The sequence below is a fragment of the Burkholderia sp. M6-3 genome (assembly GCF_050858985.1).
Lineage (GTDB): Bacteria > Pseudomonadota > Gammaproteobacteria > Burkholderiales > Burkholderiaceae > Paraburkholderia > Paraburkholderia caledonica.
The window spans coordinates 2628371-2652326 of sequence record NZ_CP110091.1 but is presented as its reverse complement, the minus strand read 5'-3'; the positions used below and the strand labels follow the sequence as shown (position 1 = coordinate 2652326).

Below are 23956 nucleotides of genomic sequence, written 5' to 3'. Positions count from 1 at the left end.
CGTTGCGAAAGGAGAGGCAGATGGCAGCAGAGACGTTGACAGGCTTGTCGGGCAAGGTCGCGGTAACGAACATCGGGCTGCTGTTATCCGGCGACATCGATCAGCCGATTCTCGACGCCGACACGCTGGTGATCGACGACGGCGTGATCGTTGCTGTGGGCAAAGAGAAGGACTGCGACCTTGAAGGCGCGCGCACTACGGTGGATTGCAAGGGTACGACCGTTGCGCCCGGTCTGATCGACTCGCATGTGCATCCGGTATTCGGCGACTGGACGCCGCGACAGAACCAGATGGGATGGATCGAATCGAATCTGAACGGCGGCGTGACAACAATGATCTCCGCCGGCGAAGTACATTTACCTGGTCGTCCGAAAGATGTGCTCGGCGTGAAGGCACTGGCGATCACCGCGCAGCGTTCGTTCGAAGGCATGCGCGGCGCGGGTGTCGGCGGCGGCGTCAAGGTGATGGCGGGCGCGCCGGTCATCGAGAAGGGCATGGTCGAGGAGGATTTCAAGGAGCTGTCCGAAGCAGGCGTGAAGCTGCTCGGCGAGGTCGGTCTCGGCAGCGTGAAGGCCGGCGAGGAAGCCGCGCGGATGGTTGCGTGGGCGCGTAAGTACGGCATTCAGAGCACGATTCATACGGGCGGCCCTTCGATTCCCGGCTCCGGTCTGATCGACCGCGACGTGGTGCTGGAAGCCGATGCTGACGTGATCGGCCATATCAACGGCGGGCATACGTCGCTGTCTTACCGGCATGTTTGCGATTTGTGCGAGCAGTCGAGCCGTGCGCTCGAGATAGTGCACAACGGCAACGAACGCATCGCATTGCTGACGGCTCGTCATGCGGTCGAACTGAAATGCCCGCACCGCATTATTCTCGGCACCGACAGTCCCGCCGGCTCCGGCGTCCAGCCGTTGGGCATCTTGCGGATGATCGCGCTCATTTCCAGTCTCGCGGATGTGCCCGCTGAAATCGCGTTCTGCTTCGCGACCGGCAATACCGCACGTCAGCGGAACTTACGCCAGGGCTTGATCGAAGTGGGACGTCCCGCCGACCTCGTCTTCATGGACCGCGCGCAACATACGGCGGCTGACACGCTGCTCGAAAGCGTGCAGCTCGGCGACATTCCGGGCGTGGGCATGGTGATGATCGACGGTTTGATCCGTTGCAGGCGCAGTCGTAATACGCCGCCCGCGACCGAAGTGCCGGTCGTGCTGTGAGCACGCAACGTTCAGCGCTCACGGTGAGCTCGTGAACGCGCCGGCGCCGCTCGCGCTGAAAGTGAACGGCGCGACCCATCTCGTCAGCGCCGCCGCCGACACGCCGTTGCTCTATCTGCTGCGTAACGACCTCGCACTCAACGGCCCGAAGTTCGGCTGCGGACTGGGCGAATGCGGCGCATGCACGGTGCTGCTGGACGGCGTGCCGACGCGTGCGTGCGTGACGACCGCCAAAGTGGCATTAGGCCGCGAGATCACCACGCTCGAAGGATTGGGTACACGTGCCGCGCTGCATCCAGTGCAACAGGCTTTTATCGAAGAGCAGGCCGCGCAATGCGGCTATTGCCTGAGCGGGATGATCATGACGGCGAAGGCCTTGCTCGATCGCGATCCGCATCCCAGTGTGGAAACGATCCGACGCGAGTTGTCGCGCAATCTGTGCCGCTGCGGCACACATGTGGAGATCGTGCGTGCTGTGCAACGCGCCGCTGAACTACTCGCGTCGCAAAAGAATGCTTCCGAAGGGGCGCGCGCATGACAGGACCGGATTTCAGCGTCGATCGCCGGGCCGCTGCGCCGTCGCGCAAGCAGTTGTACGACGCGCAGAGCGTGCTGATCGTCATGCGCGCGCCGCAAGCGCCGGTCAAGCCGGCTGTCGGTCAACCCGGCTCGCGGTCGTCGTTTGTTCCAGGCGAGCCGGATATGTTTCTCGCCGTGCGCGACGACGGCAGTGCGATCGCGTTCAACGGCCATGTCGATCTCGGCACCGGCATCGGCACCGCGCTTGCGCAGATCGTCGCGGAAGAACTGGATCTGCCTTTGACGCGCGTGTCGATCGTGCTTGGCCATACGAACGAAACGCCGAATCAGGGGCCGACCATCGCAAGCGCCACGATGCAGATAACCGCAGTGCCGCTGCGGCATGCGGCGGCGCAGGCGCGTCAATGGCTCCTCGCACAGGCGGCGGCACGCTTCGGCGTGGATGTCGAAAAGCTCGTTGTACGTGATGGCATGGTGTTCGAACACGACGGCGACAACGCGGTAGAGAAAGCAAGACGCATCGGCTACGGCGGGTTGATCGCGGGGCAGCGAGTCGAACTGCAGCTGACTACCGACGCGCCTTTGAAATCGCCGCACACCTACAAGATCGTCGGCAAGAGCGCGCCACGCGTCGACATTCCCGCGAAGGCGACGGGCGAATTGAGCTTCGTGCACGACGTGCGCGTGCCTGGCATGCTGCATGGCCGCGTTGTGCGTCCGCCATATGCGGGAATCGCGCAGGGTGATTTTGTGGGCAACAGCCTGCAGCATGTGGACGAAGAATCGATTCGCGACTTGTCCGGCATCGTCAAAGTAGTGGTCATACGGGACTTTGTAGGCATCGTGGCCGAACGTGAGGAAGTCGCGCAGCAGGCCGCGAAGCGGCTCCGTGTTCAGTGGAAACCCGCTCAACCGTTGCCGCCGCTCGAAACCAGCGAAGAAGTGGAAGCCGCATTGCGTGCAAATCCGGCGAAACGGCGCGACCTCGTGATCGACGGCGATGTCGACGCGGCGCTTTCGCAGGACCCGAGTCGCACGCTGAATCGCACCTACGTGTGGCCGTTTCAGATGCACGCGTCGATCGGCCCTTCGTGCGCCGTCGCCGATTATCGCGAGGGCGCGCTGAAAGTGTGGTCGGGCACGCAGAATCCGCATTCGCTGCGCGCCGACCTTGCATTGCTGATGTCGATGGACGAAGCGCTCATCGACATCGTGCGGATGGATGCGGCCGGCTGCTACGGTCGCAATTGCGCGGACGATGTTGCCGCCGACGCCGCTCTGCTGTCGCGCGCGACCGGCGCACCGGTGCGCGTGCAACTGTCGCGCGAGGACGAGCACGCTTGGGAGCCGAAGGGCGCGGCGCAGTTGATGGATGTGCGCGGCGCATTGAGCGCCGAAGGCGAACTGGCGGCTTACGACTTCTCGACGCGTTATCCGTCGAACGACGCACCTACGTTGGCGCTGCTGCTGACCGGCGTGCTGTCCGCGCAGCCGCAGGTGTTCGAAATGGGCGACCGAACGGCGGTGCCACCATACGATTATCGGTCGATGCGCGTGGTCTGCGACGACACGGCGCCCATCGTGCGTGCGTCGTGGCTGCGCGGCGTGTCCGCGTTGCCGAACACGTTCGCGCACGAGTCGTTCATCGACGAACTCGCGGCCGAAGCAGGCGTCGATCCGGTCGAATTTCGCCTGAAGCATTTGAGCGACCCCCGTGCCGTCGACCTCGTGAAGGCGGTCGCCGAGCGCGCGGACTGGCAGCCGCGAGAGCCGCGAACCGACCAGCCTCGAGAAGAGGGCGACATCGCGCGCGGCCGCGGCATTGCTTACGCACGCTATGTGCACAGCAAGTTTCCCGGCTTCGGCGCGGCGTGGTGCGCGTGGGTCGCCGACGTCGAAGTGAATCGCCGAAGCGGCGAACTCGCGGTAACGCGCGTGGTGGTCGGCCAGGACACGGGCACCATGATCAATCCCGACGGCGTGCGTCATCAGATTCACGGCAACGTGATTCAGGCGACGAGCCGCGCACTGAAAGAGCGCGTGACGTTCGACCAGAACGCGGTGACGAGTCAGGAGTGGGGCGCATACCCGATCCTCACGTTCCGTGAAGTGCCCGTGATCGACGTCGTGATGATGCCGCGCCACGGCGAGCCGCCGATGGGCGCGGGCGAGTCCGCGTCGCTGCCCGGCGCGGCGGCGATTGCGAATGCGCTATACGACGCGACCGGCGTGCGTTTTCGCAAGCCTCCTTTCACGCCCGAAACGATCCGCGCCGCGCTCGCCGATGCGCAGGCCCAAGACGCCGCGTCGCGCCGCAAAAAGCGCTGGCGCTTGGGTTTTCTCGGCGCATTTGCCGCGGGCGCTGCGGGCTGGCTCGGTGCGTCGGCGTGGGCGCCGCCGCCCATTGCGCCGATCGCACCGCCGCTTGCCAGTGCATTCGCGCCGGACCTCGTCGCGCGCGGCAAGCTGCTGGCCTCGCTCGGTAATTGTGCGGTGTGCCATACGGCGCGCAACGGTGTGCCGAACGCCGGCGGCAAGCCGCTCGAGACACCGTTCGGCACCGTCTACAGTACGAACATCACGCCCGATGCGCAGACGGGCATCGGCTCATGGTCGCTGGAAGCGTTCGTTCGCGCGATGCGCGAAGGCATTAGCCGGGACGGCCATCGGCTGTATCCTGCCTTTCCGTACACGTCGTTCAGGAACACTTCCGACGACGACCTCAAGGCGCTCTACGCGTACCTGATGTCGCAAACGCCGGTTCGCTTCCGTCCGCCGGAAACGAAGCTGCCGTTTCCGTTCAGCGCGCGTCCGCTGATGGCCGCATGGAACGGCCTCTTCCTCGGACGCAATACGTTCGTTGCGAGCGCGACGCAAAGCGCGCAGTGGAATCGCGGCGCGTATCTCGTCAACGGTCTCGGCCATTGCAGCGCATGCCACACGCCGCGCAACGCTTTCGGCGCCGAGAAGACCGGTGCGGCGTTCATGGGTGGGGGCAGCGTGGAAGGCTGGGAAGCCCCCGCGTTGTCGTCGCTTTCTAACTCTCCTGTGCCGTGGAGCGAAGACGAACTGTTCAGTTATCTGCGCTTCGGGCACGCGCCGCTGCATGGCGTTGCGGCCGGGCCGATGGCGCCGGTGGTCGCAGATCTCGCTGCGTTGCCCGACAGCGATATTCGCGCAATGGCAAACTATCTTGCTTCGCTCAATCCCGTTGAAGCGAACGTCGATACCGCTGCGATGGCGCGTCAATACGAACACGCGAGCGCGATCACCGGCACGCCGGCAGGCGTCGGCGCACGGCTTTTCGACGGTGCATGCGCCGCCTGTCATCACACGGGCAGCGGGCCGCAACTGTTCGGCGCGCATCCGTCGCTGGCGCTCAATACGAATTTGCATAGCGCGACGCCCGATAATCTGATCCGCGTGATACTCGACGGCATCGGCTCGCCTGCGCTGCCCGAACTCGGTACGATGCCGGCTTACCGCGACAGTTTCAACGACGCCCAGGTCGCCGAACTGGTGACGTATCTGCGGCAGCAGTTCGCGGGCGGCAAACCGGCCTGGCAGGACGTTGCCGCAAGCGTCGCGCGGATTCGCGCAACGCCGGTCGCCGAGTGAGCGTGCTACGCAGCGACCGGTCAACCGTTCGCTCGATCGCCGCTGCAATGCCGCACAGAAAACCAACGCATTCCCGCAATCCCTTTGATACGGAGAAACGCATGACCACGCGCGCAAGATGGATCTCTCGCCTCACGCTATCGACGGTGCTGTCGTTCGCCGCCTTCGCCGCGAACGCACAGCAGACCATCAAGATCGGCGAAATCAACAGCTACAAGGCGCAGCCGGCCTTTCTCGGTCCTTACAAGAACGGCTGGAATCTTGCCTTGGAGCAGATCAACGCTGGCGGAGGCGTGCTCGGCAAAAAGCTCGAAGTCGTTTCGCGCGACGACAACGGCAACCCCGGCGACACGATCCGCGTCGCGCAGGAACTGATCGCGCGGGAACAGGTGCAACTGCTGTTCGGTGGTTTCCTGTCGAACACAGGGCTCGCGCTCACCGACTTCGCGAAGCAGAAGAAGATCTTTTTCCTTGCCGCCGAACCGCTGACCGACAAGATCGTTTGGGCGGACGGCAACAAATATACGTATCGCCTGCGCCCTTCCACGTACATGCAGGTTGCGATGCTCGTGCCCGAAGCGGCCAAGTTGAAAAAGAAGCGCTGGGCGCTGGTCTATCCGAACTACGAGTACGGACAATCGGCGGTCGCGACGTTCAAGAAACTGTTGAGCGCCGCGCAGCCTGACGTGCAGTTCGTTGCCGAGCAGGCCACGCCGCTTGGCAACGTGGACGCGGGCGCGGTCACGCAGGCAATCGCCGACGCCAAGCCCGACGCTATTTTCAACGTGCTGTTCGGCGCCGATCTCGGCAAGTTCGTACGTGAGGGCAATACGCGCGGCCTGTTCAAGGACCGCAGCGTCGTGTCGCTGCTGACGGGCGAGCCGGATTATCTCGATCCGCTGGGTGCCGAAGCGCCGGCCGGCTGGATCGTGACGGGCTACCCGTGGTATTCGATCGATACGCCGGCCAACAAGAAATTTGTCGACGCCTATCAGGCGAAGTATCACGACTATCCGCGGCTCGGCTCGGTGGTCGGTTATTCGGCGCTCATGTCGATTGCGGCCGGCATCAAAAAGGCGGGTTCCGTCGATACCGACAAACTCGCGGAGGCCTTTAAGGGCCTTGGCGTGGAAACGCCGTTCGGGCCGATCACCTATCGCGCGCAGGACAATCAGTCGACGATGGGTGCTTATGTGGGCGTGACCGGTCTGAAGGACGGCAAAGGCGTGATGACGTCGTATCGCTATGTCGATGGCGCGAGCGTTCAGCCGTCGGACGCCGAGGTGAAGAAGCTGCGGCCTGCCGAGTAAGCTTCCTGTCGCGGCGCGAGCGTGCCGCCACGCCTGCGGCGGCCCATGCCGCAGGCGTCCATCCATGCCGGTGCCGATGAGGCGCCGGCCGCCGGCCGATCTTCCGGCCGGCTCGCTTGGGCCGAAGGCGCTATTCCTCGGCGTCGTGCTCGGCCACGAAGCGCCTCAGATACGCCAGCACGGCTGCCTCGCCCGCGCGATGATCCGCGGTACTTTTTGAGCCGGCGTTCTCCTCGTCGCCGAACAGCGACGAAGGCGCGTCGTGCACGTCGATTTCCTGCCCCTCGCGGAAGATTCGAATCTCGTGGACGTCTTCCGCGTATTCGGCGATCCAATGCACGCCTTCAATATGCGCACCCGCGCGCACGGTGGGGATCTTCATGGATGTCTCCCGTTCGAGCCGGTCAAGTGCCAACTCTTGATGACACCATACGCCGTCGACGTGAACGGCGCGAGTCCCGACAGCTTGAACGACGACCCCGGCACACACATTGCTCAGCGACTAGAGCCACATTCAACCGGAGAACCGTCATGCCCGAAAAGAAAACCGTGAAGCGTGCCGAAGCCGACAAACGCGCCGGCAAGTCAGCAAGCACGCAAGCTGGAGAGTTCGTCAAGGAGCAGGTGGACAAGGTGCGCGCCGGCAAGCACGGCGTGAGGTCGCCGAAGCAGGCGATCGCCATTGGCCTCTCGGAAGCGCGTCGCGCGGGCGTGGATCTGAAGGCACCCAAGAAAGGCGCCGCAAGCGAGGCCACGCGCAAGAAAGCCGAGAAGGACAGCGCTGCGGGGCAGAAGAAGAGCACCGCAAAAAAGACGGCCAGCAAGGAGTCGACGGCGAAGCGCTCACGTGCCTCCACCAATGCGCTGAAGCGCGAGAGTAAGGCCGGCGCATCGCATTCGGCGATGTCGAAGCAGGCAAAGACGGCCGCCGCGAAGCGTCCGGCGGCGAGCCGCTCGGCGGCCGCCAAGAAGGCTGCTGCGACCAAGGGTGCAGCCGGCCGTTCGGCGGCGGCCAAGAAGGCGGCTCAGACGCGCGCGGCTCGCGCGCATCATTGAGCCGGGGTGGACCTTACTGCACGGTGGCGAGTACGTCGCCGACAGTCTTGAAGATGTGCGCGATCTGCTCTTCGTTGATGATGAGCGGCGGCGAGAACGCAAGAATGTCGCCGGTGAAGCGCACGAGCACGCCCGCTTCGAAGCATTTGACGAATGCTTCGTAAGCGCGTGCGCCGGGCGCGCCGTCGCGCGGTTGGAGTTCGATGCCCGCGATCATGCCAAGGTTGCGGATGTCCTTCACGTGCTTCGCGCCGCGCAGCGAGTGAGCGGCGGCTTCGAACGTCGGCGCAAGCGACGCGGCGCGCTCGAAGAGTCCTTCGCGGCCGTACAGGTCGAGCGTAGCGATAGCCGCGGCGACGGCCGCCGGGTGCGCCGAATACGTGTAGCCGTGGAATAGCTCGATCGCGCCTTGCGCGCCCGCGTTGACGATCGTGTCGTGCACCGTGCGGCTTGCCGCGACCGCGCCCATCGGAATCGACGCGTTGTTGATCGCCTTGGCCATCGTGATGAGGTCCGGCGTCACGCCGAAATATTCACTTGCCGTGGCCTTGCCGACGCGGCCGAAGCCCGTGATCACTTCGTCGAAAATCAGCAGGATGCCGTGCTTCGTGCAGATTTCGCGCAGCTTCTGCAGATAGCCTTGCGGCGGAATCAGCACGCCCGTCGATCCGGCGACCGGTTCCACGATCACCGCGGCAATCGTCGACGCGTCGTGCAGCGTGACGATGCGCTCCAGTTCCTCTGCGAGGTGCGCGCCCCAAGCCGGCTGGCCCTTCGAGAAAGCGTTGTGTTCGAGGTTGTGCGTGTGCGGCAGGTGATCGACCGCCGGCAGCAACGCGCCGGAGAAAGTCTTGCGATTAGGCGCGATGCCGCCGACCGAAATGCCGCCGAAACCCACGCCGTGATACCCGCGCTCGCGGCCGATCAGGCGCGTGCGCTGCCCTTCGCCGCGCGAACGGTGGTAGGCGAGCGCGATCTTCAGCGCGGTGTCGACCGATTCGGAACCCGAGTTCGTGAAGAAGATGCGGTCGAGGCCCTCGGGCATCAGCTCCGCGACTTTCGTGGCCGCTTCGAACGCGAGCGGATGGCCCATCTGGAAAGTCGGCGCGAAGTCGAGCGTGGAGAGTTGCTGCGTAATCGCGGCAACGATCTCATCGCGGCTGTGTCCCGCGTTGACGCACCAGAGACCCGCGCAGCCGTCGAGCACTTCGCGGCCGTCCGTGCTGCGGTAATACATGCCTTTCGCCGACTCCAGCAGGCGCGGTGCGGCCTTGAACTGGCGGTTGGCGGTGAAGGGCATCCAGAAAGACGACAGATCGTCGATGACGGGGCGCGAAGTCATGGGTTCTCCTCGAAGTGGTTTCCCGATAGGGACTTCCGTTGGGGCGCCCCAGACGCATTTCCGTCGAGGCACCCCGAGGGCACTTCCCGTGGGCATAGCCAAAACTGTAGCGTTCGCGGTTTAATGGCGGCATAAACAGTTGACGCAGTGTCGCGCTAACTGTGTTGGTGGATTCGCGGCAACTGTGTCGACCGCATCGCGCGGATCTAGCGCGGATCTAGCGTGGAACGGCAGGTTGCGGCGCGCCGTTTCCGCGTCATTCATTCAGGGCCGTTCGCCGGCCGCCTTTTTCGTCCTGACCATGATCGAATTGAACCTCGAGCGCGACCGGCGCGCCGCTCCGACGCTGGTCGAACAGGTTGTGCAAGGCTTCGCCCAGGCGATCGAGGCTCAATCGCTGCGCGCGGGCGCGTTGCTGCCCTCCGTCCGGCAACTGGCCCAAAGTCACGAACTCAGTACGTTCACGGTGACGGAAGCGTACAACCGTCTCGTGTCGATGGGGCTCGTGGTCGCGCGGCGCGGCTCCGGGTATCGCGTGGCGGCGCGCCCGTCGTCCGCCCGGCCTGCGGTCACCGACTGGCAGCCGCCGAGTCTCACCGCGACCTGGCTCCTGTCCGACGTGTTCGCCGATCATTCGGTGCCGATCAAGGCGGGCGGCGGCTGGCTGCCGAACGAGTGGATCAACGAAACGGGTCTGCAGCACGCGCTGCGTGCGATGAGCCGCGTGCCTGCGGCGCGGTTCGGCGACTACGGTCATCCGTACGGGTTCGCGCCGTTGCGCGAGCGCATCGCGGAGCAGCTCGACCGGCGCGGCTTGCCGGTCGACGTGTCGAACGTATTGCTCACGCAAGGCGCGACGCAGGGGCTCGACCTGATCGTGCGTACCTTGCTGCGCGCGGGAGATTCGGTGATCGTCGAAGATCCGGGTTATTGCAACCTGCTGCAGATTCTCAAGCTGGCGGGACTGGTCGTGCATGGCGTGCCGCGCACGCCCGCCGGTGTCGATACCGATGTACTCGAAACGCTCGTCGCGCAGCACAAGCCCAAGGCCATTTTCGTCAACACGACGCTGCAGAATCCGACCGGCGCGACCTTCGGCATGTCGGCCGCGTTTCGCTTGCTGCAGATCGCCGAGCGTCAGCGCATGTGGGTGATCGAGGACGACGTGAGCCGCGAGCTGGCGCCGTCGGGTGCGCCGCTTTTCGCCGCAATGGAAGGCTTGCAGCGCGTGCTGTATGTCAGCGGTTTTTCGAAGACTGTCACGCCGGGGCTGCGCTGCGGCTATGTGGTCGCGGAGCGCGCGGTGCTGCGTGAGCTGGCGCGCACGAAGATGGCGGTGGGGCTGACGTCGTCGGAAGCGATCGAGCGGATCGTGGACAAAGTGCTGCTTGAAGGGCGCTACGCGCGTCACGTGGAGGCCGTGAACGAGCGGCTGAAGCTCGCGCACGCAACCGTCGAGGAGCGGCTGGATTCGCTCGGGCTCGAAGTGTTTCATCGCCCGCGCGCAGGACTGTTTCTATGGGCGCGTTTGCCGATCGACGCCGCGCGCGCCGGCGACGTGGCGACCGCCGCGCTCACGCACGGCATCTGGCTTGCGCCCGGCTCCTACTTCCGTCCCGACGACGCGCCGAGCGCCTGGTTCCGCTTCAACGCCCCGTATTCAACCGACGACGCGTTGTGGCGCTTCATCGAGCAGGTTGGGCGTGGCGTGATCTAGCCGCGCGCAGGTGCCCGGATGAACACGCGCCCACGCGCTCACGCGCGGATGGTGTCGATCAGCTTCAGTGCGATCGGATAGAGCGAGCAAACCAGCAGCAGCGCCATTGCGATATTGAAGACGCGCAGGCGCTTCGGGTCGGACAGCACGCGGCGCATGGCGGTGCCGAAACCGGCCCACAGGCAAATGCACGGAAAGCCGATCACATAGAACAGCGCCGCCATTGCTACCGCGTTCATGCTGTAGCTCTCGCTCAAATGAATCGTCGTGGCGGCGGTCAATACCATCATCCATGCCTTCGGATTGACCCACTGGAAAGCGATGGCTTCATAGAATTTCATCGGCCTGCGCTCGCCCTGCTTCACTTTCAATTCGCCGGACGTGCCAATTTTCCACGCGAGGTAAAGCAGGTACGCGACGCTCGCGACTTCGAGCACCGTGTAGAGCACCGGGAACTGAATGAAGGCTTCGCCGAGACCGATGCCCACCGACAGCATCAACAGCACCACGCCGGCGCTAATGCCAGACAGATGCGGCAACGTGCGGCGAAAACCGAAGTTGACGCCGGAAGCCAGCAGCATGGTGTTGTTCGGACCTGGCGTGATGGTAGTGACGAGCGCGAACAGGATGCCGGCTGGCAGCGCGCTGAGCGTGAAGTAAGACATGGCGGACTCCAAAGACTGGCAGAGGACTTTGGAGCATTCTAGCGAGCGTTGCCGGTACAGTACCTGTACGGATTCGAGGATGGTGTCCGGTACAGGCGCCTGCGCGTGGTGTGGGCCGTGCGTGACTACGGTAAAACGACGCGATTAATGAGCTTGGTGACAGTCTATTGCCGGCTTTCGGAAAAACGGGGTTTGCGAATGTCGCATTCACGGCGGGCGAACGCGCACTTCCGGCCGCAAACGGTCATTTGACGATCGCCCTCTGATTGCTGACAATCCGACGTCTTTCGCCGATCGACGACTTGTCAATCCATCCAGTTTTTCGCTAGACAGCGCCACGAGAGTGTTAATGACCATCTCCAGGATTCTCGAACTTTACGCTCGGAGCGGACGGTCCGCTTGAAGTTATGGGCCTAAAGGAAGCCGCGCTATATCTCTCTGAAGCAGGGCAAGCGTTGGACCTGTTTGCAGGCCAAAAATGGCTGGTCCTTGGCGGGGACGTTTACCGCGCAACGTCAGACGGACGAAGTCTTGAGCCCACGTACGACAATTGGTTTTACGAGGGAAACAACGTCGACGAGGGCATCTCTGCAGCCCGGGATTTCTTGCATTCCTTGCGAGACCGTTCGTTATTCGTTGTGTTTGTCGTTACTGGCCGAACTCCACCCCCGTGAATCACCGCCTCCTCGAAGCCAGCGGGTGCTCATGGCGACTCTGCAGTCCTAGGTGCCGGCCCGCTACGCGAATGTTATAAGGCGACGGTCGGCCAAAAGCGGACGTCCGGGATGACGGCGTGGATTGATGACAATCGATTCGCGGCGTTATTATTGGCAGCGCCGAGTGACCGTTGTCCGGATGCCGCCCTCAATGAACATCGCCTATTGCCTTACGGCGCAGTCCGATGCTGAAACCCTCGTTGCCATTCGTATCGCCGCGATGCGCGAGAGCCTGGAGCGCGTCCATCGTTTCGACCCGCAGCGCGCGCGGGAGCGGTTTCTAACGTCGTTCGATCCCGCGTTGTGTCGATTTATCGAGGTCAATGGTGTTCGCTCTGGCTTCATTCTCATTCGCCCGCAAGCAGACCACTGGTTACTCGATCACTTTTATATCCTGCCGGAGCACCAGGGAAAGGGCATCGGCGCGACTGTCCTACGCGATGTCTTCACCAGCGCGGACGCGCAAGGCATGCCAGTCCGTCTCGGCGCCTTGCGCGGCAGTGATTCGAACCGCTTTTACAGACGGCACGGCTTCGTACAGACTAGTGAAGACGAATGGGACATCTACTATGCTCGTCAACCGGCCGAGCGAAAGGCAAGCAGCAAGGCTCCGTTCATCTTTATAAGGACAGGCGTGGTTGTATCGCCGTCACAGACCGAACCGTAAGGCTTTTCGAATCGTTCCTCCCTTTTCACTTGATCCGTGACTGTCGTCGGGTTATGCTTTTTGCACGAGATACACAACCTGGCGTGATCGCTGCGCAAGTCCGTTGGACCAGGTGCGGCAATGAAGAGACGCTCACTCCAATGCACCGAGAACCATTTGAGCGGTGGAAACCAAGCGAACAGCGGACCTAGAGCCGTTGCTATCGTAGGAACCTCGACCGCGCGGCAATCTCGCGACGGTTCACATTGCGGCTGTTTTTTTTCAGATCTTGCGTCGCAATGCTCGCAGAATCCGCACCCCCATGCAGGAAAGTCGTGCGCCGATGCCTATCATTCGCTACTGGTCCACTCGACGTTCGCACCCACTGAGCGCAGATTTTCGACAAAGTGCGGATGGGCACGCCGGATCGGTAGTGCATTCATGATCTCCGATCGTCCGTCAATGCTCGCGGCGACCATCAGCAATGCGATCGCTACGCGAATGATGTACGGACTCTCGACACGTGCGGGGCTTAGGGTCAGCCCTCCGAACGTGACCAGCCGGTGGGGGTCCGACAAAAACACGTGCGCACCGAACTTCGACAACTCGCTCGTCCAGCCCATTGCGCCGTCATAGACCTTGTTCCAAAACATCGCACTGCCTTCGGCCTTCACCCCAAGTGCCACAAAGATTGGCAGTAGATCGACAGGCAGATAGGGCCATGGCGCCGCTTCGACCTTGGTAAGAATGTTCTGGGTGAACGGGCGGAGCACTTTCAATTGACCTTGAACTACCGTGCGTGACCAGCCGTTGCGATGCACGACGTTGACGCCAAACTTTGCGAAGGTCCTGTCGATCAGCGGGAACTGCTCGGGTGCGGAGTTCTTGACCGCGATGTCGCCGCCGGTGATCGCGCCCAGCGCGAGAAATGTCGCAATCTCATGAAAATCCTCGCTAAAGCGAAACTCGCCGCCGCCGAGTTGTCGGCCGCCTGTCACCACGAGCCGTGACGTACCGATGCCTTCAATGCAGACACCGAGCATTGACAGGAACCGGCAAAACTCTTGAACATGTGGTTCCGACGCCGCGTTGACAAGTGTCGAGGTGCCATCGGCGGCCGCCGCACACAGCGCAAAGTTTTCAGTCGTCGTTACTGATGCATAGTCCAGCCAGTGATCGTTGGAGACCATCCTTCCGTCGTTGTGGACGGTCAGTGAATTGTCCGTGCGCGCCACACGAGCGCCGAAACGCTCGAATACTTCTACGTGTGGATCGATTTCGCGCACGCCGAGTGTGCAGCCTTTCACGTCGCTCTCAAGCCTCGCCACGCCGAAACGCGCGAGAAGAGGTGGCACCAGCATGATCGACGAGCGCATCTCCTCGGGCAGCCGGTGCGTAGCGGGATCGAAAACGGTCGCTCGGTGATGCAAGTCAACGATGCCGGTCGAGAAATTCACCGACACATCACTTCCAAGCACACGGAATATGTCGAGAATCTTCCGGACATCAGTGATCTCTGGCACTCCGATGAGGCGCACGGGTCGATCGGTGAGGAGCGTTGCACAGAGTATCGGCAGGACAGCGTTCTTGTTAGCGGAGGGCACAATCTCCCCGCGTAACGGGGCGCCTCCATGAACGATCAAGTTGGACATGTTCGGGACGTTTGAAGAGAGATGGACGTCAAGCCGACATGATGCCATTGCGAGAGGGCAAAGCGGGAGTTCACGAAATAATGGCATCGCCGTTGCAACCGACTGCGACGGAGCGCCTGTTCGGCATTTGGACCGACTCGCCGCGCTCCGTCGTCGGGCGCTAGCCGGGCCAGGAACAGCCGTTCGACGAGAGCATCCGAAACGTCAACAATCGACTACTCACGCTTGCTGCGCGTAGCGCGTCGACTGCAGATGAAGTGCGCCTGGGACACAGCGTTATTTGTGGGCCGCCTCGTCGAGCACCAGAGCGCTTGCAACGTCGGGCGCTCCTCAAGGAAACGCCCCGCGACAAGTCGGGCACACCTTTCCATCGCGCTGGTGTCGAAGCGGTCCGCGTCGGCAAGAGCTTGGCCTCCAAGCCGACGGCGAAAAAACACGTTGCAGCAAATCACTGAGGTTAACCAGGGCAGTCTCGAAGCCCCGGGGGAGGACCGTAAGTCACCGGTCGAATATCTCACTCGACTGGACCGCTACATGTTTCACCGGAACACCGTTTCGATCTGCGAAAGGGCCCTTTGTCTGACTTCGGGTGCAGGCGGCGTTGCTGTAAGCTTCCGCCTCTCACTCTCATAAAGGCCTGCCGTGCCAGCACTTCTCTATAACGTACCAAAAAAACACAAGCGGAATCACCTGGCAACGATTGAGAAGCTCCTTTCTGACGCCGACCGCGTTGTTATCTGCTCGGGCTGGATCAAGCTCGATGGTGTCGGCTTGCTGAAAGACTCGATCGCCGGGGCAGTAGCGCGCGGCGTGGCAGTCACCGTTTATTCGAATCGCCCAAGAAAGGACGAGAAGAAGACCGAAGTGCAACAAGCTGCAGTTGATCTGCTTGTAGAGCTGGGCGTCAACGTGATCGCCACGACGAAGAAGTTCCTACATTCAAAACTGTGGTACTTCGAGTCGAAAGGCAAATACCATGCGCTTATCGGGTCTGCAAACATGACCGAGGGTGGGCTGCGCGTAAATGAAGAGCTGTCAGCGCCGATCGACGGCGAAATCGGGGACGAGAAGCACTCCGATATCGCTGAGTACCTGCGCCACGTAGATGGCCTTTGTGCGAGCCGCGCTGTCGGCCCGGAAGAGTCCACAGCGGAAGCAGTGACTCTGTAGAGGACACGATCGGCCATCTTGGGGGACGATTGAAAGTTTATCTCGACGATCTGAGAGAGACACCGCCAGGCTGGATTAGGGTGTACTGGCCCGACGGGGCCATCCGTCTTCTCGAAGCGGGGGGTGTAGAAGAGATCAGTCTTGACCACGATCTAGGTAATGACGAGCGCGGGACCGGCTACGACGTGATTGTCTGGATGGAGGAGGCTGTTGCGCTTCGGGGGTTCAAGCCGCCGAGAATTGTCGTCCATTCTGAGAACTCCGCAGCACGGGCGCGAATGACGGCGGGGATTGAAGCGATTAAATCATTGGCAGGACGACAGGGTATATAAAATCTGTCTTAACTCAGGTGGAGAGGATGCCGTGTTGACCCGGCACTGGGCGACTTGAAAAAGCGTTGATCGTCAAAGGAATCGCTGCCGAACTCCCGATCTGCACCGGCGAATACGGATGATGTTAGCGAAAGCGCGGCAGTGGGGGGCGACCAACGCGCGTGAAGACACGATGGCTCGAGACCCAAGCCAGAACCGAATGACTGCTCTAGAGAAAGCCAACTGTCCCTTGTGGGTCGCGAGCCGCCGGTCACCGACACGCAGCGGCTGGCCAGGCCCGCTATTCACGCTTGCTCCCGAGCGGGCAATCGCGGCCAACCGTATGGGTTGACGACCAGGGGTTTGCAACATTGCGAAGCTACGGACGTTCAAATTTCGGGTTGGCAGGAGCGAAATAGCGCTGCTTGGCGATACGGCTCCATTCCTGAGAAGCCTGCCGGCGACCGGCGCATCCCTTATTAAACCGTGGCTAGCGACGTCCGGTGCGGCCCCATACATAGCGCACCCACCGCTGCCACCGGCTCTGCGGCGGAGCGGATGAACGGTGCGCAGCCTGCGCTTCGCGGTCGCGCTCAACGCTCTTCTGCACCTGCTCGTGGATCTGCCGCAACGTCATGCCGCCGGGGCCTTTCAGCTTGTCAGGATTGGAATCAGGATCGAGATTGGGATCGTCTGTCATGGGAGTCGCCTTTGCCTCGTGAGGCGACTTGATTTTGAACCTGGTAACGATGATTGCAAAATCGGGCTTTCAATGGTGAACGCGCGAATAGCCGAATTAAAAAATGGTCCGGGGCGGGTTTCAACCGGCGTAAAGCAACGCAAAGTTGTCACCGGCCAGAGGCTGCTCACATAAGCTCAAAGCCTCCCAGTTAACAACATTGCGGTGCGACACGAAGCATGAGGCTCGGCGTCGCCGAGCGCAGTGCATGCCCATTGCATCATTGTTAAATCATGCAGGAGGATTTGCATGACAGTGAACCCGCTGTACGGCCAGCGGTAGCCCAGGAAGGCAATCATCGTCGGTAACGACGTTGGTTGAAGCCCTTCCGACAATGTAGTCCGAAAGTGTGCCCCGTCGCGAGACGTGGCATAGACGCTCCGACCAGCGATGGGGCCGAGACGCTAGGCTGGCCGGCATGGGTAACGTAGGTGAATCGCTGACAAACGTCGTCATGTCAGAGATGCCAAAGCTGCTGATAGGCATTGACCAAAAGGTAGGTGGACGGTTGCCCTGCTGGTAATTCAGAGCACGTCGTCGCATGCGTCCATCGGAGAAAAGGCGAACCCTGAACCGGTCGTGTGATGGAATGGAAACGTGGTAAGCCCGAACGACTGCCCCCGTGGCAGGCGAATCGCAAGGGACGCTGTTGGTCGTGCGGGAATGAGAAGGCGGAAAAAGCGAAGGCCGTACTGTAATGGCACGGATAGAGGCTGCAACATTGCCTCGCGCGAAAGGGAGCAGACTTCCGCTCGGTCCCTGGACGCAGAGTCATGATCTGAGTTCATCGAGGGAGAGCATGAGAGAGGACCGGCAACGGTGTCTGCGCCCTCTGCGCTTTTGCGCGGAACAACGACTTTGAACGAAGCGTAGGTTCGTTTGAAGCTGAGCGGACCGGCTGCACGCTTGTGCAGTTCGCGGGGGCTTGAGCTGTATGCGGGGAAACTCGCACGTACAGTTCTTGGGGGAGGACGCGCCGGTAACGGCGCGTCCTCCCCCGATTTGCTCTACGGTACTCGACCGCTACTGCATCAATAGCCGCGTGCGATGTTCACTCCGCACGGCAAACATCCCGTCGCCCGATAGGCGGCGATATTTGTCGCGATAACCGCCGCTGCTGTTTTGAAGTCGGTCGGCGCCGATATGTGCGGCAGGACAGTCACCTGCGGATGACGCCACAAGCGCGAGCCGGGCACTAACGGTTCCTCGTCGAAGACGTCCAGAACCGCGTGTGACAGATGTCCGCTGTCGAGCGCGGCCAGCAGATGGTTCGTCACCACGACAGGTCCACGCGAAAAGTTAATCAATGCCGCGCCCGGTTTCATTGCGGTGAGCCGCTCGGCATTGAGCAGGCTGCGGGTATGTACGGTAAGCGGCACGAGGCAAACCACGATATCGCTGATGCGCAACATGTCGATGAGTCCGTCGTCTCCCGAGAAGGTGGCGACCTCAGGCACCTCTTTCGCCGAGCGGCTCCAGCCGGCGATCTTGAAGCCCGCGTGTGCGACGCGTGCGGCAGCAGCTGTGCCGAGCGTCCCCAGCCCGAGAACGCCGACCGTCATCGCTGAAGGTTTGCGATAGGCTCGCTGGTACCACACGCAGTCGCGTTGCTGGCGCGCGTAGGCCGGCATGTCACGCTGCAGATAATATGTCCATGCGAGTACTGCTTCCGCCATGGTTCTCGACATTTCCTCGTCGACCAGGCGCACGATCTGCGGCCCAGCGGCTGGCCACGCGGCAACCAGCTGCTCGACGCCGGCCCACAGACTCTGGACCCAAACCAGATTCGGCAACGCCGCAACGTCGGCGGGATCAGGATTCGCGACGATCGCAATCCGGGCATGAGCGCGTTGCTCCGCGCTCATGCTGCGGAACGGCACGATCGTTTCATTGGGCAGCGCAGCGGCAAGTGCTGACAGATAACCCGCTTCCTGCTCGGCATGGATGTCGCTGACTAGTGCAATCGTCTCTGACATGATGGTTGAGCGACATGGTCTACGTACGTCAGCGCGGCACAAAGAGGCCGGCCGTGTGAAGCTCGGGAGAGCGCAGATTCACGCGTTCGCTTTCTCCGCTTCGATTTCCGCCATGTCCTGGAAGCGGTCGGCAATGCGCGGATGAGCGCGGCCGCCGTCGGCCGCGCCGATGGCGATCAGGATCTCATCGGGACCAGGCGCATCCGCCATCTGGAAAGTCGCGGTGATGAAGTGCGAGCGCTTGCCGGTTTCCGACTTATGGATCATTGGCACGGACAGCAGCGCGCCGGGTCCGACACGCGTATTAGTGAAACTGAGGAATGCCGTGCCGTTGACCGCCTCGCGATACATGTTGCCGAAACGAAGCGTGTGAATCAGTGCTGAACCGTGCTCGATTTCACCGTTGACACCCACCGTGGCCGCCTTGCCATATGCCTCGACGCGCTCGGCAGGCATGACGGCCACAAGTCTGCGAGTCATCTCCGCGCCGAGCACGGGAGCCAGACGCAGAATCTCAGGGCGGAGGTTTTCCACGAAGCCTTGACCCGCCCACGGGTTACGAAGCACGGCTGCGACGATCACGGTTGTGATTGGCCGTTCCGTCTCTTTGCCGCCCTCCATGACGGTTTCCTCGACAAACGTAGCGATCTTGCGAAGTCCAGTTTCCATATGCGTGCTCCCATTGGTTAGTCTGTTCAGCGGTTTCATGAGAAGCATGCTAAGGACGTGAGACTGCCGCGTCTTCCTCCGCTTCGACGGATGAAACTATTATTTTCCCCTGCGAGCTGTCGTATAGTGAACCGACACTAACGGACGCTGCTGACATGTCAGATCAATCCTCGCGGATAGTTTCGCTACGTGATGTTGCAAGCCAGATCAATTCAGACGGTGATCTCGACGCGCTGCTGAAAGACCTGATCAAGGCTGCGTGCCGGCACGGTTCGTGGGATCTCGGCTCGGTCATGGCAGTGGACCTGGCGCACGGTTGGTCGCTGGTGATGGCACGATACGAGACCTCATTGCTGCCGCGCTCGCTGTCGGATCGCTGGGAATTGGCGACAAGCCCGGCGCTGGTTGCATTGCAGCGGAGCGCGCCGGTGTATATCCGCGATGCCCGGCAGTCGGAGGAGTTTCCTGGCTACAGGCGTGACGCGAACGAGCGCGACTATTGCACGGTGTTGATCTTTCCTATGGCGAGCGTCGACGGGGAAGGGCGGCCGATGGTGCTGACGGTGGCGTCGCGGAAAGTGACAGACGTCTCCGCGGACGACCTCGCGTTCATGGCGACCATCGTGCATCTCGGGGCGATCGCCGTCGACCGTGCGCACCGCCACCGCGCGGAGCTTGCCGCAGCGGAGCAAATGCGCCGCGCGTTGGGCGCGCAGAGTTCGCTGTTGCAGGAAGTGCTGGCCGGCGGCTCGATGGACACGCTCACTGCCATGCTCGGCGATCTGTTGAACGCGCCCGTGCTTGTACTCGATTTCTTCGCCAGCAGTCTGGCAGGTTTCAGGTCGCCGCTACCCGAGCATGACGACGCGGCATGGCGGCAGATGCTTGACGGCGCGCCCGGACGCCAGCTGCTGGGCGACGTTCGCGACGCCATCGCGTACCGGCGCTCCGGCACGATTACGCTGCGCGTCGGCGAAAAGATCGCTCTGGATGCGCAGATCGAACCACTCATGGTCGACGACGAGGCGGTTGGCGCACTGCTGACCTTCGACGAACCCGACGAAGGCGACCTGCGCAAGCTGCTGATCGAAAGCGCGAAGTTTGCGCTGAGCGTGCAATTGATGCGTAGCGTCATCCGCTTCCGCTTCGAGACGCGAACTTTCACCGAGCTTTTCTTCGAAATTGTCGAGCGCCGCTGGCGAGACGAGCAGGACGTGCTGAACCGGGCCCGGCGTCTCGGGCTGTCGCTCGCCGCGCCGACACGGCTGATCGTCATCGACTTTCCGGACCATACGGATGCGTCGACCGACTTTTCGGCCGACGCCCAGCACTCGGTCGCGCTGCTCGCAGGACAGCAGCATCTTGCAGTGCACACGGTCGCCATTGGCGGCGGCCTCGTCTGTCTAGTGCCTCAGGAGTCAGGTACGAGTCTCGACCTGATAGTCAGGTTCGTGCAGCGCATTTCCGAAACGCTTGGCAGCTCGTTCGGCAAAGAACCCGTCGTGGTGCTCGGCGATACATGCGAGGGTCTCGAAGCCTACGCGAACGGCTGGGAGCGCTGCTGGCGCATGATCCGGGTCGCCCGTACATTCGGGCGGCGCGGCGTGATCGCAGTCCCCGATCTGGGACCGTTGCCGATGTTGATCGGCGCGGCCGACTCCGCCGACGTGCGTAAGTTCATCGACGGCGCGATTGGCCGCGTGGTTGCTCATGATCGAAGCAACGATACCGCTTACCTGGAAACCCTGGCAGCCTATGTGCGTTCCGGGTGCCGCAGCCAAGCTTGCGCTGACGCGATGGGCCTGCATGTGACGACGCTGCGCTATCGCCTCTCGCGCATCGCAGACCTGTTCGGCATCGAGGTCGAAACGCCGGAGCGACGCTTTGCGATCGAACTCGCGCTGCAACTGCATAGCCTGATCGAGAACAGCGTGCCGACCAGGTGTTCGCCCGAGCCGATCCGTCGAATGAGAGGCTAATTAATTGCGGTTGTCCTCCGATCTGACGGAAGAAACCTTTTTTTGCGTGGCTTAACTTCTACCTCAACGCAATGACGTTTCGAGGTGAAGGACATGCAAGCGCAGGTAATAGACAAAACGATCGCCATTGATCCTGTGGCCTTGCGCCGGGCCTTTGGCACGTTCGTCACGGGTGTGACCGTGGTGACGACGCGCGACGACGAAGGCCGTCCACGCGGCATGACGGCGAACTCCTTTACGTCGGTGTCGCTCGATCCGCCGTTGCTGCTGGTCTGTGTCGGCAAGGGCGCTTCCAGCTTCCCCGTCTTCCGCGCAACCGATCACTTCGCGGTTAATCTGCTTCGTGAAGCGCAGACCGACGTCTCCAATCTGTTCGCCTCCAAATCCGCCGACAAGTTCGCGACCGTCGGTCACGATCGTATTCATACCGGCGCGCCGGTGCTGACGAATTGTCTGACCTGGTTTGACTGCACGGTGCACGATCGGGTCGACGCCGGCGATCACATGATTCTGATCGGCAAAGTGCAGGCGTTCGGCACCAGTCCGTCCGCGCCGCTCGGTTTCTGTCGCGGCACCTATGCACAGGTCAAGAACCCGTTGCCGCCGGGCTGGCTTTCGTCGCACGACATGATTCCCGGCTATCTCGTCGAGGCGGAAGGCACACTGCTGCTGGTCAAGGACGGCAATCATGGCTGGACGCTGCCGAGCGCACCGCGCCGTCTGATCAACGGCCGACTTCCCGTCGCCGGTGGCGGCGAGCTGGCGTTACTGCCCGACGATACCTTCCTGTACTCCGTTTTCGATGTCGACGGCAGCGATTCGGGTTTTCTGATCTACCGGGCGAGGCTCGCCCAGCCGCGTGCGGCATGCGATCTCCCCGAGCAGTTCCGCTTCTTTCCCCTCGATCAGCTTCCCTACGACGAGATTCCGACTGCGGAAATTCGCGGCATGCTGCGCCGCTATGTGAGCGAAAGCGCAGCCGGACGATTCGGTATCTACATGGATTCGCACGACGGCGGCCGCATTGCAATGGTTGGTGCGGCGCAACCGCAAATCCTGCGTCAGCAACCTTGATCCTTGAAGGATATGATGAAAACGACAGTCGAAAATCTACAGGGCTCGCGTCTGGATCTGTTCATCGACGGACGCTTCATCCGCCCGCATAGCAATCAATACGTGCCCAGTTACGACCCGACCACGGCCGAACCCTGGTATCAGTTTGCCCAGGCGGATGCCCATGACGTCGATGCCGCTGTGGGCTCGGCACAGGCCGCGCTGAAGAATCCGGCCTGGCGGCGAATGACGCAGACCGATCGCGGCAAACTCGTGCGACGTCTTGCCGATCTCGTGCTTGCGAACGCGGAAGAACTGGCGCTGATCGAATGCCGCGACAACGGCAAGCTGATCAAGGAAATGCGCGCGCAGATGCGAGCTATTCCGGATTCCTATCTGTACTTCGCGGGAATGGCGGACAAGCTCCAGGGCGACACCATTCCCGTCAACAAGCTTGACACACTGAACTTCAATCTGCGCGAGCCGATCGGCGTGGTTGGCATGATCATCCCGTGGAATTCACCGCTGATGATGCTGACCGGCACGCTCGCGCCGTGTCTCGCAATCGGCAACACGATTGTGGTCAAGCCCTCCGAGCACGCGACGGCGTCCACGCTCGCGCTCGCCGAACTGGCGATCGAAGCCGGCATTCCGCCGGGCGTGTTCAACGTCGTCACCGGTGACGGCATGACGACGGGCGACGCGCTCACGCGGCACCCAGGCATCGCCAAATTTGTCTTCACGGGTAGCACCGCGACGGGCCGCAAGATTGCTGGCAATGCTGCGGACAATCTCGTCCCTTGCCAGATGGAGCTGGGCGGAAAATCGCCGCACGTCGTGTTCTCGGACGTCGATGTGGAGCGGGCGGTGAATGGCGTGGTGTCGGGTGTATTCGCGGCCGCGGGGCAAACCTGCGTGGCAGGGTCGCGCTGCTTTGTCGAGGCGCCCGTCTACGACAGGTTTGTCGAGGCGTTGGTGGAGCGCACCCGGTGCATCAAGGTCGGCCATCCGATGGCCGAGGACACCGATATCGGCCCGCTCGCGCTCGCCGCTCAGCTCGACAAGGTGCAGGGCTACGTCGCATCCGGCGTGCACGAAGGCGCGAAGATCGCAATCGGTGGTCGCCAGCCGTGCGATCCGGGGTTGCGGCGCGGCTGGTATTTCGAGCCGACCGTCATGACCCAGGCTCGCAACGACATGCGCTTCATGCAGGAAGAGATCTTCGGTCCCGTCGTCGGCGTGGTGCCGTTCAGCACGGAAGAAGAACTGATCGAGCTTGCCAACGATACCCAATACGGTCTTGCGTCGGGTGTATGGACGCAGAACATCGACCGCGCGTTGCGTTTCGCGCGCGATGTGGAAGCAGGCACCGTCTGGATCAATACCTATCGCTCGGCCGCGTACATGTCCGCGAACGGCGGCACCAAACATAGCGGTTACGGCCGGCGCGGCGGGTTCGAAGTGATGCGCGAATTCTCGCGTCTGAAGAACGTGGTCGTCGACTATTCGGGCGCGATGCAAGACCCGTTCGTGATTCGTCTGCGTTGAGCGGCGGCCTTCACGCAAAGCAGAAAAAC

The 23956-nt window shown here is 62.2% G+C and carries 20 protein-coding genes; 13 read left to right on the top strand and 7 right to left on the bottom strand.

Features of this window, described 5'->3' with window-relative positions; translation table 11 throughout:
* Positions 1–20 precede the first annotated feature (20 nt).
* From OH764_RS29475 to OH764_RS29460, 4 genes are all read left to right on the top strand, one after another.
* On the top strand, positions 21–1220 hold the full coding sequence (locus tag OH764_RS29475; protein ID WP_498849590.1) for an amidohydrolase family protein: 1200 nt from the start codon (positions 21–23) through the stop codon (positions 1218–1220).
* Positions 1221–1251: 31 nt separating this feature from the next.
* Positions 1252–1758: a (2Fe-2S)-binding protein gene (locus OH764_RS29470; RefSeq protein WP_498849589.1), complete on the top strand. Its 507-nt coding sequence runs from the start codon at positions 1252–1254 to the stop codon at positions 1756–1758.
* Positions 1755–5378 (top strand): molybdopterin cofactor-binding domain-containing protein, encoded by a 3624-nt coding sequence (locus OH764_RS29465; protein ID WP_498849588.1) that lies wholly within the window; start codon positions 1755–1757, stop codon positions 5376–5378. The genes OH764_RS29470 and OH764_RS29465 overlap by 4 nt, the downstream gene beginning before the upstream one ends.
* Before the next feature lie 101 nt (positions 5379–5479).
* Positions 5480–6688, top strand: coding sequence for an ABC transporter substrate-binding protein (locus OH764_RS29460; RefSeq protein ID WP_498849587.1), 1209 nt, complete (start codon positions 5480–5482; stop codon positions 6686–6688).
* A 130-nt stretch (positions 6689–6818) separates the two neighbouring features.
* On the opposite strand, the gene OH764_RS29455 is transcribed toward OH764_RS29460, so the two are convergent.
* Entirely contained in the window at positions 6819–7070 is a 252-nt protein-coding gene (locus OH764_RS29455) for a hypothetical protein (protein WP_128591741.1), read from the bottom strand.
* 149 nt (positions 7071–7219) lie between these two features.
* Here OH764_RS29455 and OH764_RS29450 point away from each other — a divergent pair, with 149 nt between their 5' ends.
* Complete coding sequence (locus tag OH764_RS29450) at positions 7220–7744, top strand: DUF6496 domain-containing protein (RefSeq protein ID WP_498849586.1); 525 nt, start codon at positions 7220–7222, stop codon at positions 7742–7744.
* Positions 7745–7757: 13 nt separating this feature from the next.
* Here the strand turns inward: OH764_RS29450 and aptA are convergent, their stop codons facing one another.
* On the bottom strand, positions 7758–9086 hold the full coding sequence (gene aptA / locus OH764_RS29445) for an aspartate aminotransferase family protein (RefSeq protein WP_498849585.1): 1329 nt from the start codon (positions 9084–9086) through the stop codon (positions 7758–7760).
* Positions 9087–9387: 301 nt separating this feature from the next.
* Between aptA and OH764_RS29440 the strand changes: the two genes are divergently transcribed.
* Entirely contained in the window at positions 9388–10803 is a 1416-nt protein-coding gene (locus OH764_RS29440) for an aminotransferase-like domain-containing protein (protein WP_498849584.1), read from the top strand.
* Positions 10804–10841: 38 nt separating this feature from the next.
* On the opposite strand, the gene OH764_RS29435 is transcribed toward OH764_RS29440, so the two are convergent.
* Complete coding sequence (locus OH764_RS29435; protein ID WP_498849583.1) at positions 10842–11468, bottom strand: LysE family translocator; 627 nt, start codon at positions 11466–11468, stop codon at positions 10842–10844.
* Positions 11469–11875: 407 nt separating this feature from the next.
* On the opposite strand from OH764_RS29435, the gene imm40 reads away from it, so the two are divergent.
* Both imm40 and OH764_RS29425 read left to right on the top strand, forming a co-directional pair.
* A complete protein-coding gene (imm40, locus tag OH764_RS29430; RefSeq protein ID WP_498849582.1) occupies positions 11876–12142 on the top strand; it encodes an Imm40 family immunity protein in 267 nt (88 codons plus the stop codon).
* Between the two features lie 193 nt (positions 12143–12335).
* Positions 12336–12851, top strand: a complete 516-nt coding sequence (locus OH764_RS29425; protein WP_498851324.1) for a GNAT family N-acetyltransferase — start codon at positions 12336–12338, stop codon at positions 12849–12851.
* Positions 12852–13180: 329 nt separating this feature from the next.
* Here OH764_RS29425 and OH764_RS29420 read toward each other — a convergent pair whose 3' ends face one another.
* Entirely contained in the window at positions 13181–14482 is a 1302-nt protein-coding gene (locus OH764_RS29420; RefSeq protein WP_498849581.1) for a UDP-N-acetylglucosamine 1-carboxyvinyltransferase, read from the bottom strand.
* Between the two features lie 642 nt (positions 14483–15124).
* On the opposite strand from OH764_RS29420, the gene OH764_RS29415 reads away from it, so the two are divergent.
* Both OH764_RS29415 and OH764_RS29410 read left to right on the top strand, forming a co-directional pair.
* Positions 15125–15652 carry a phospholipase D-like domain-containing protein gene (locus tag OH764_RS29415; protein ID WP_498849580.1) on the top strand — a complete coding sequence of 176 codons (528 nt, stop codon included), beginning with the start codon at positions 15125–15127 and terminating at the stop codon, positions 15650–15652.
* 29 nt (positions 15653–15681) lie between these two features.
* Positions 15682–15984: a cyclic-phosphate processing receiver domain-containing protein gene (locus OH764_RS29410; protein ID WP_498849579.1), complete on the top strand. Its 303-nt coding sequence runs from the start codon at positions 15682–15684 to the stop codon at positions 15982–15984.
* Positions 15985–16453: 469 nt separating this feature from the next.
* Here OH764_RS29410 and OH764_RS29405 read toward each other — a convergent pair whose 3' ends face one another.
* The 3 genes from OH764_RS29405 to OH764_RS29395 all read right to left on the bottom strand — a co-directional run bounded on the left by OH764_RS29405 (position 16454) and on the right by OH764_RS29395 (position 19347).
* Positions 16454–16663 (bottom strand): hypothetical protein, encoded by a 210-nt coding sequence (locus tag OH764_RS29405; protein ID WP_498849578.1) that lies wholly within the window; start codon positions 16661–16663, stop codon positions 16454–16456.
* Between the two features lie 1070 nt (positions 16664–17733).
* Positions 17734–18678 (bottom strand): 2-hydroxyacid dehydrogenase, encoded by a 945-nt coding sequence (locus OH764_RS29400; protein WP_498849577.1) that lies wholly within the window; start codon positions 18676–18678, stop codon positions 17734–17736.
* Between the two features lie 78 nt (positions 18679–18756).
* Positions 18757–19347, bottom strand: coding sequence for an amino acid synthesis family protein (locus tag OH764_RS29395; RefSeq protein ID WP_310357619.1), 591 nt, complete (start codon positions 19345–19347; stop codon positions 18757–18759).
* Positions 19348–19502: 155 nt separating this feature from the next.
* Between OH764_RS29395 and OH764_RS29390 the strand changes: the two genes are divergently transcribed.
* From OH764_RS29390 to OH764_RS29380, 3 genes are all read left to right on the top strand, one after another.
* A complete protein-coding gene (locus tag OH764_RS29390) occupies positions 19503–21326 on the top strand; it encodes a helix-turn-helix domain-containing protein (protein ID WP_498849576.1) in 1824 nt (607 codons plus the stop codon).
* A 93-nt stretch (positions 21327–21419) separates the two neighbouring features.
* Entirely contained in the window at positions 21420–22400 is a 981-nt protein-coding gene (locus OH764_RS29385) for a flavin reductase (RefSeq protein ID WP_498849575.1), read from the top strand.
* A 15-nt stretch (positions 22401–22415) separates the two neighbouring features.
* Positions 22416–23927, top strand: coding sequence for an aldehyde dehydrogenase (locus tag OH764_RS29380; RefSeq protein ID WP_498851323.1), 1512 nt, complete (start codon positions 22416–22418; stop codon positions 23925–23927).
* Positions 23928–23956 lie beyond the last annotated feature (29 nt).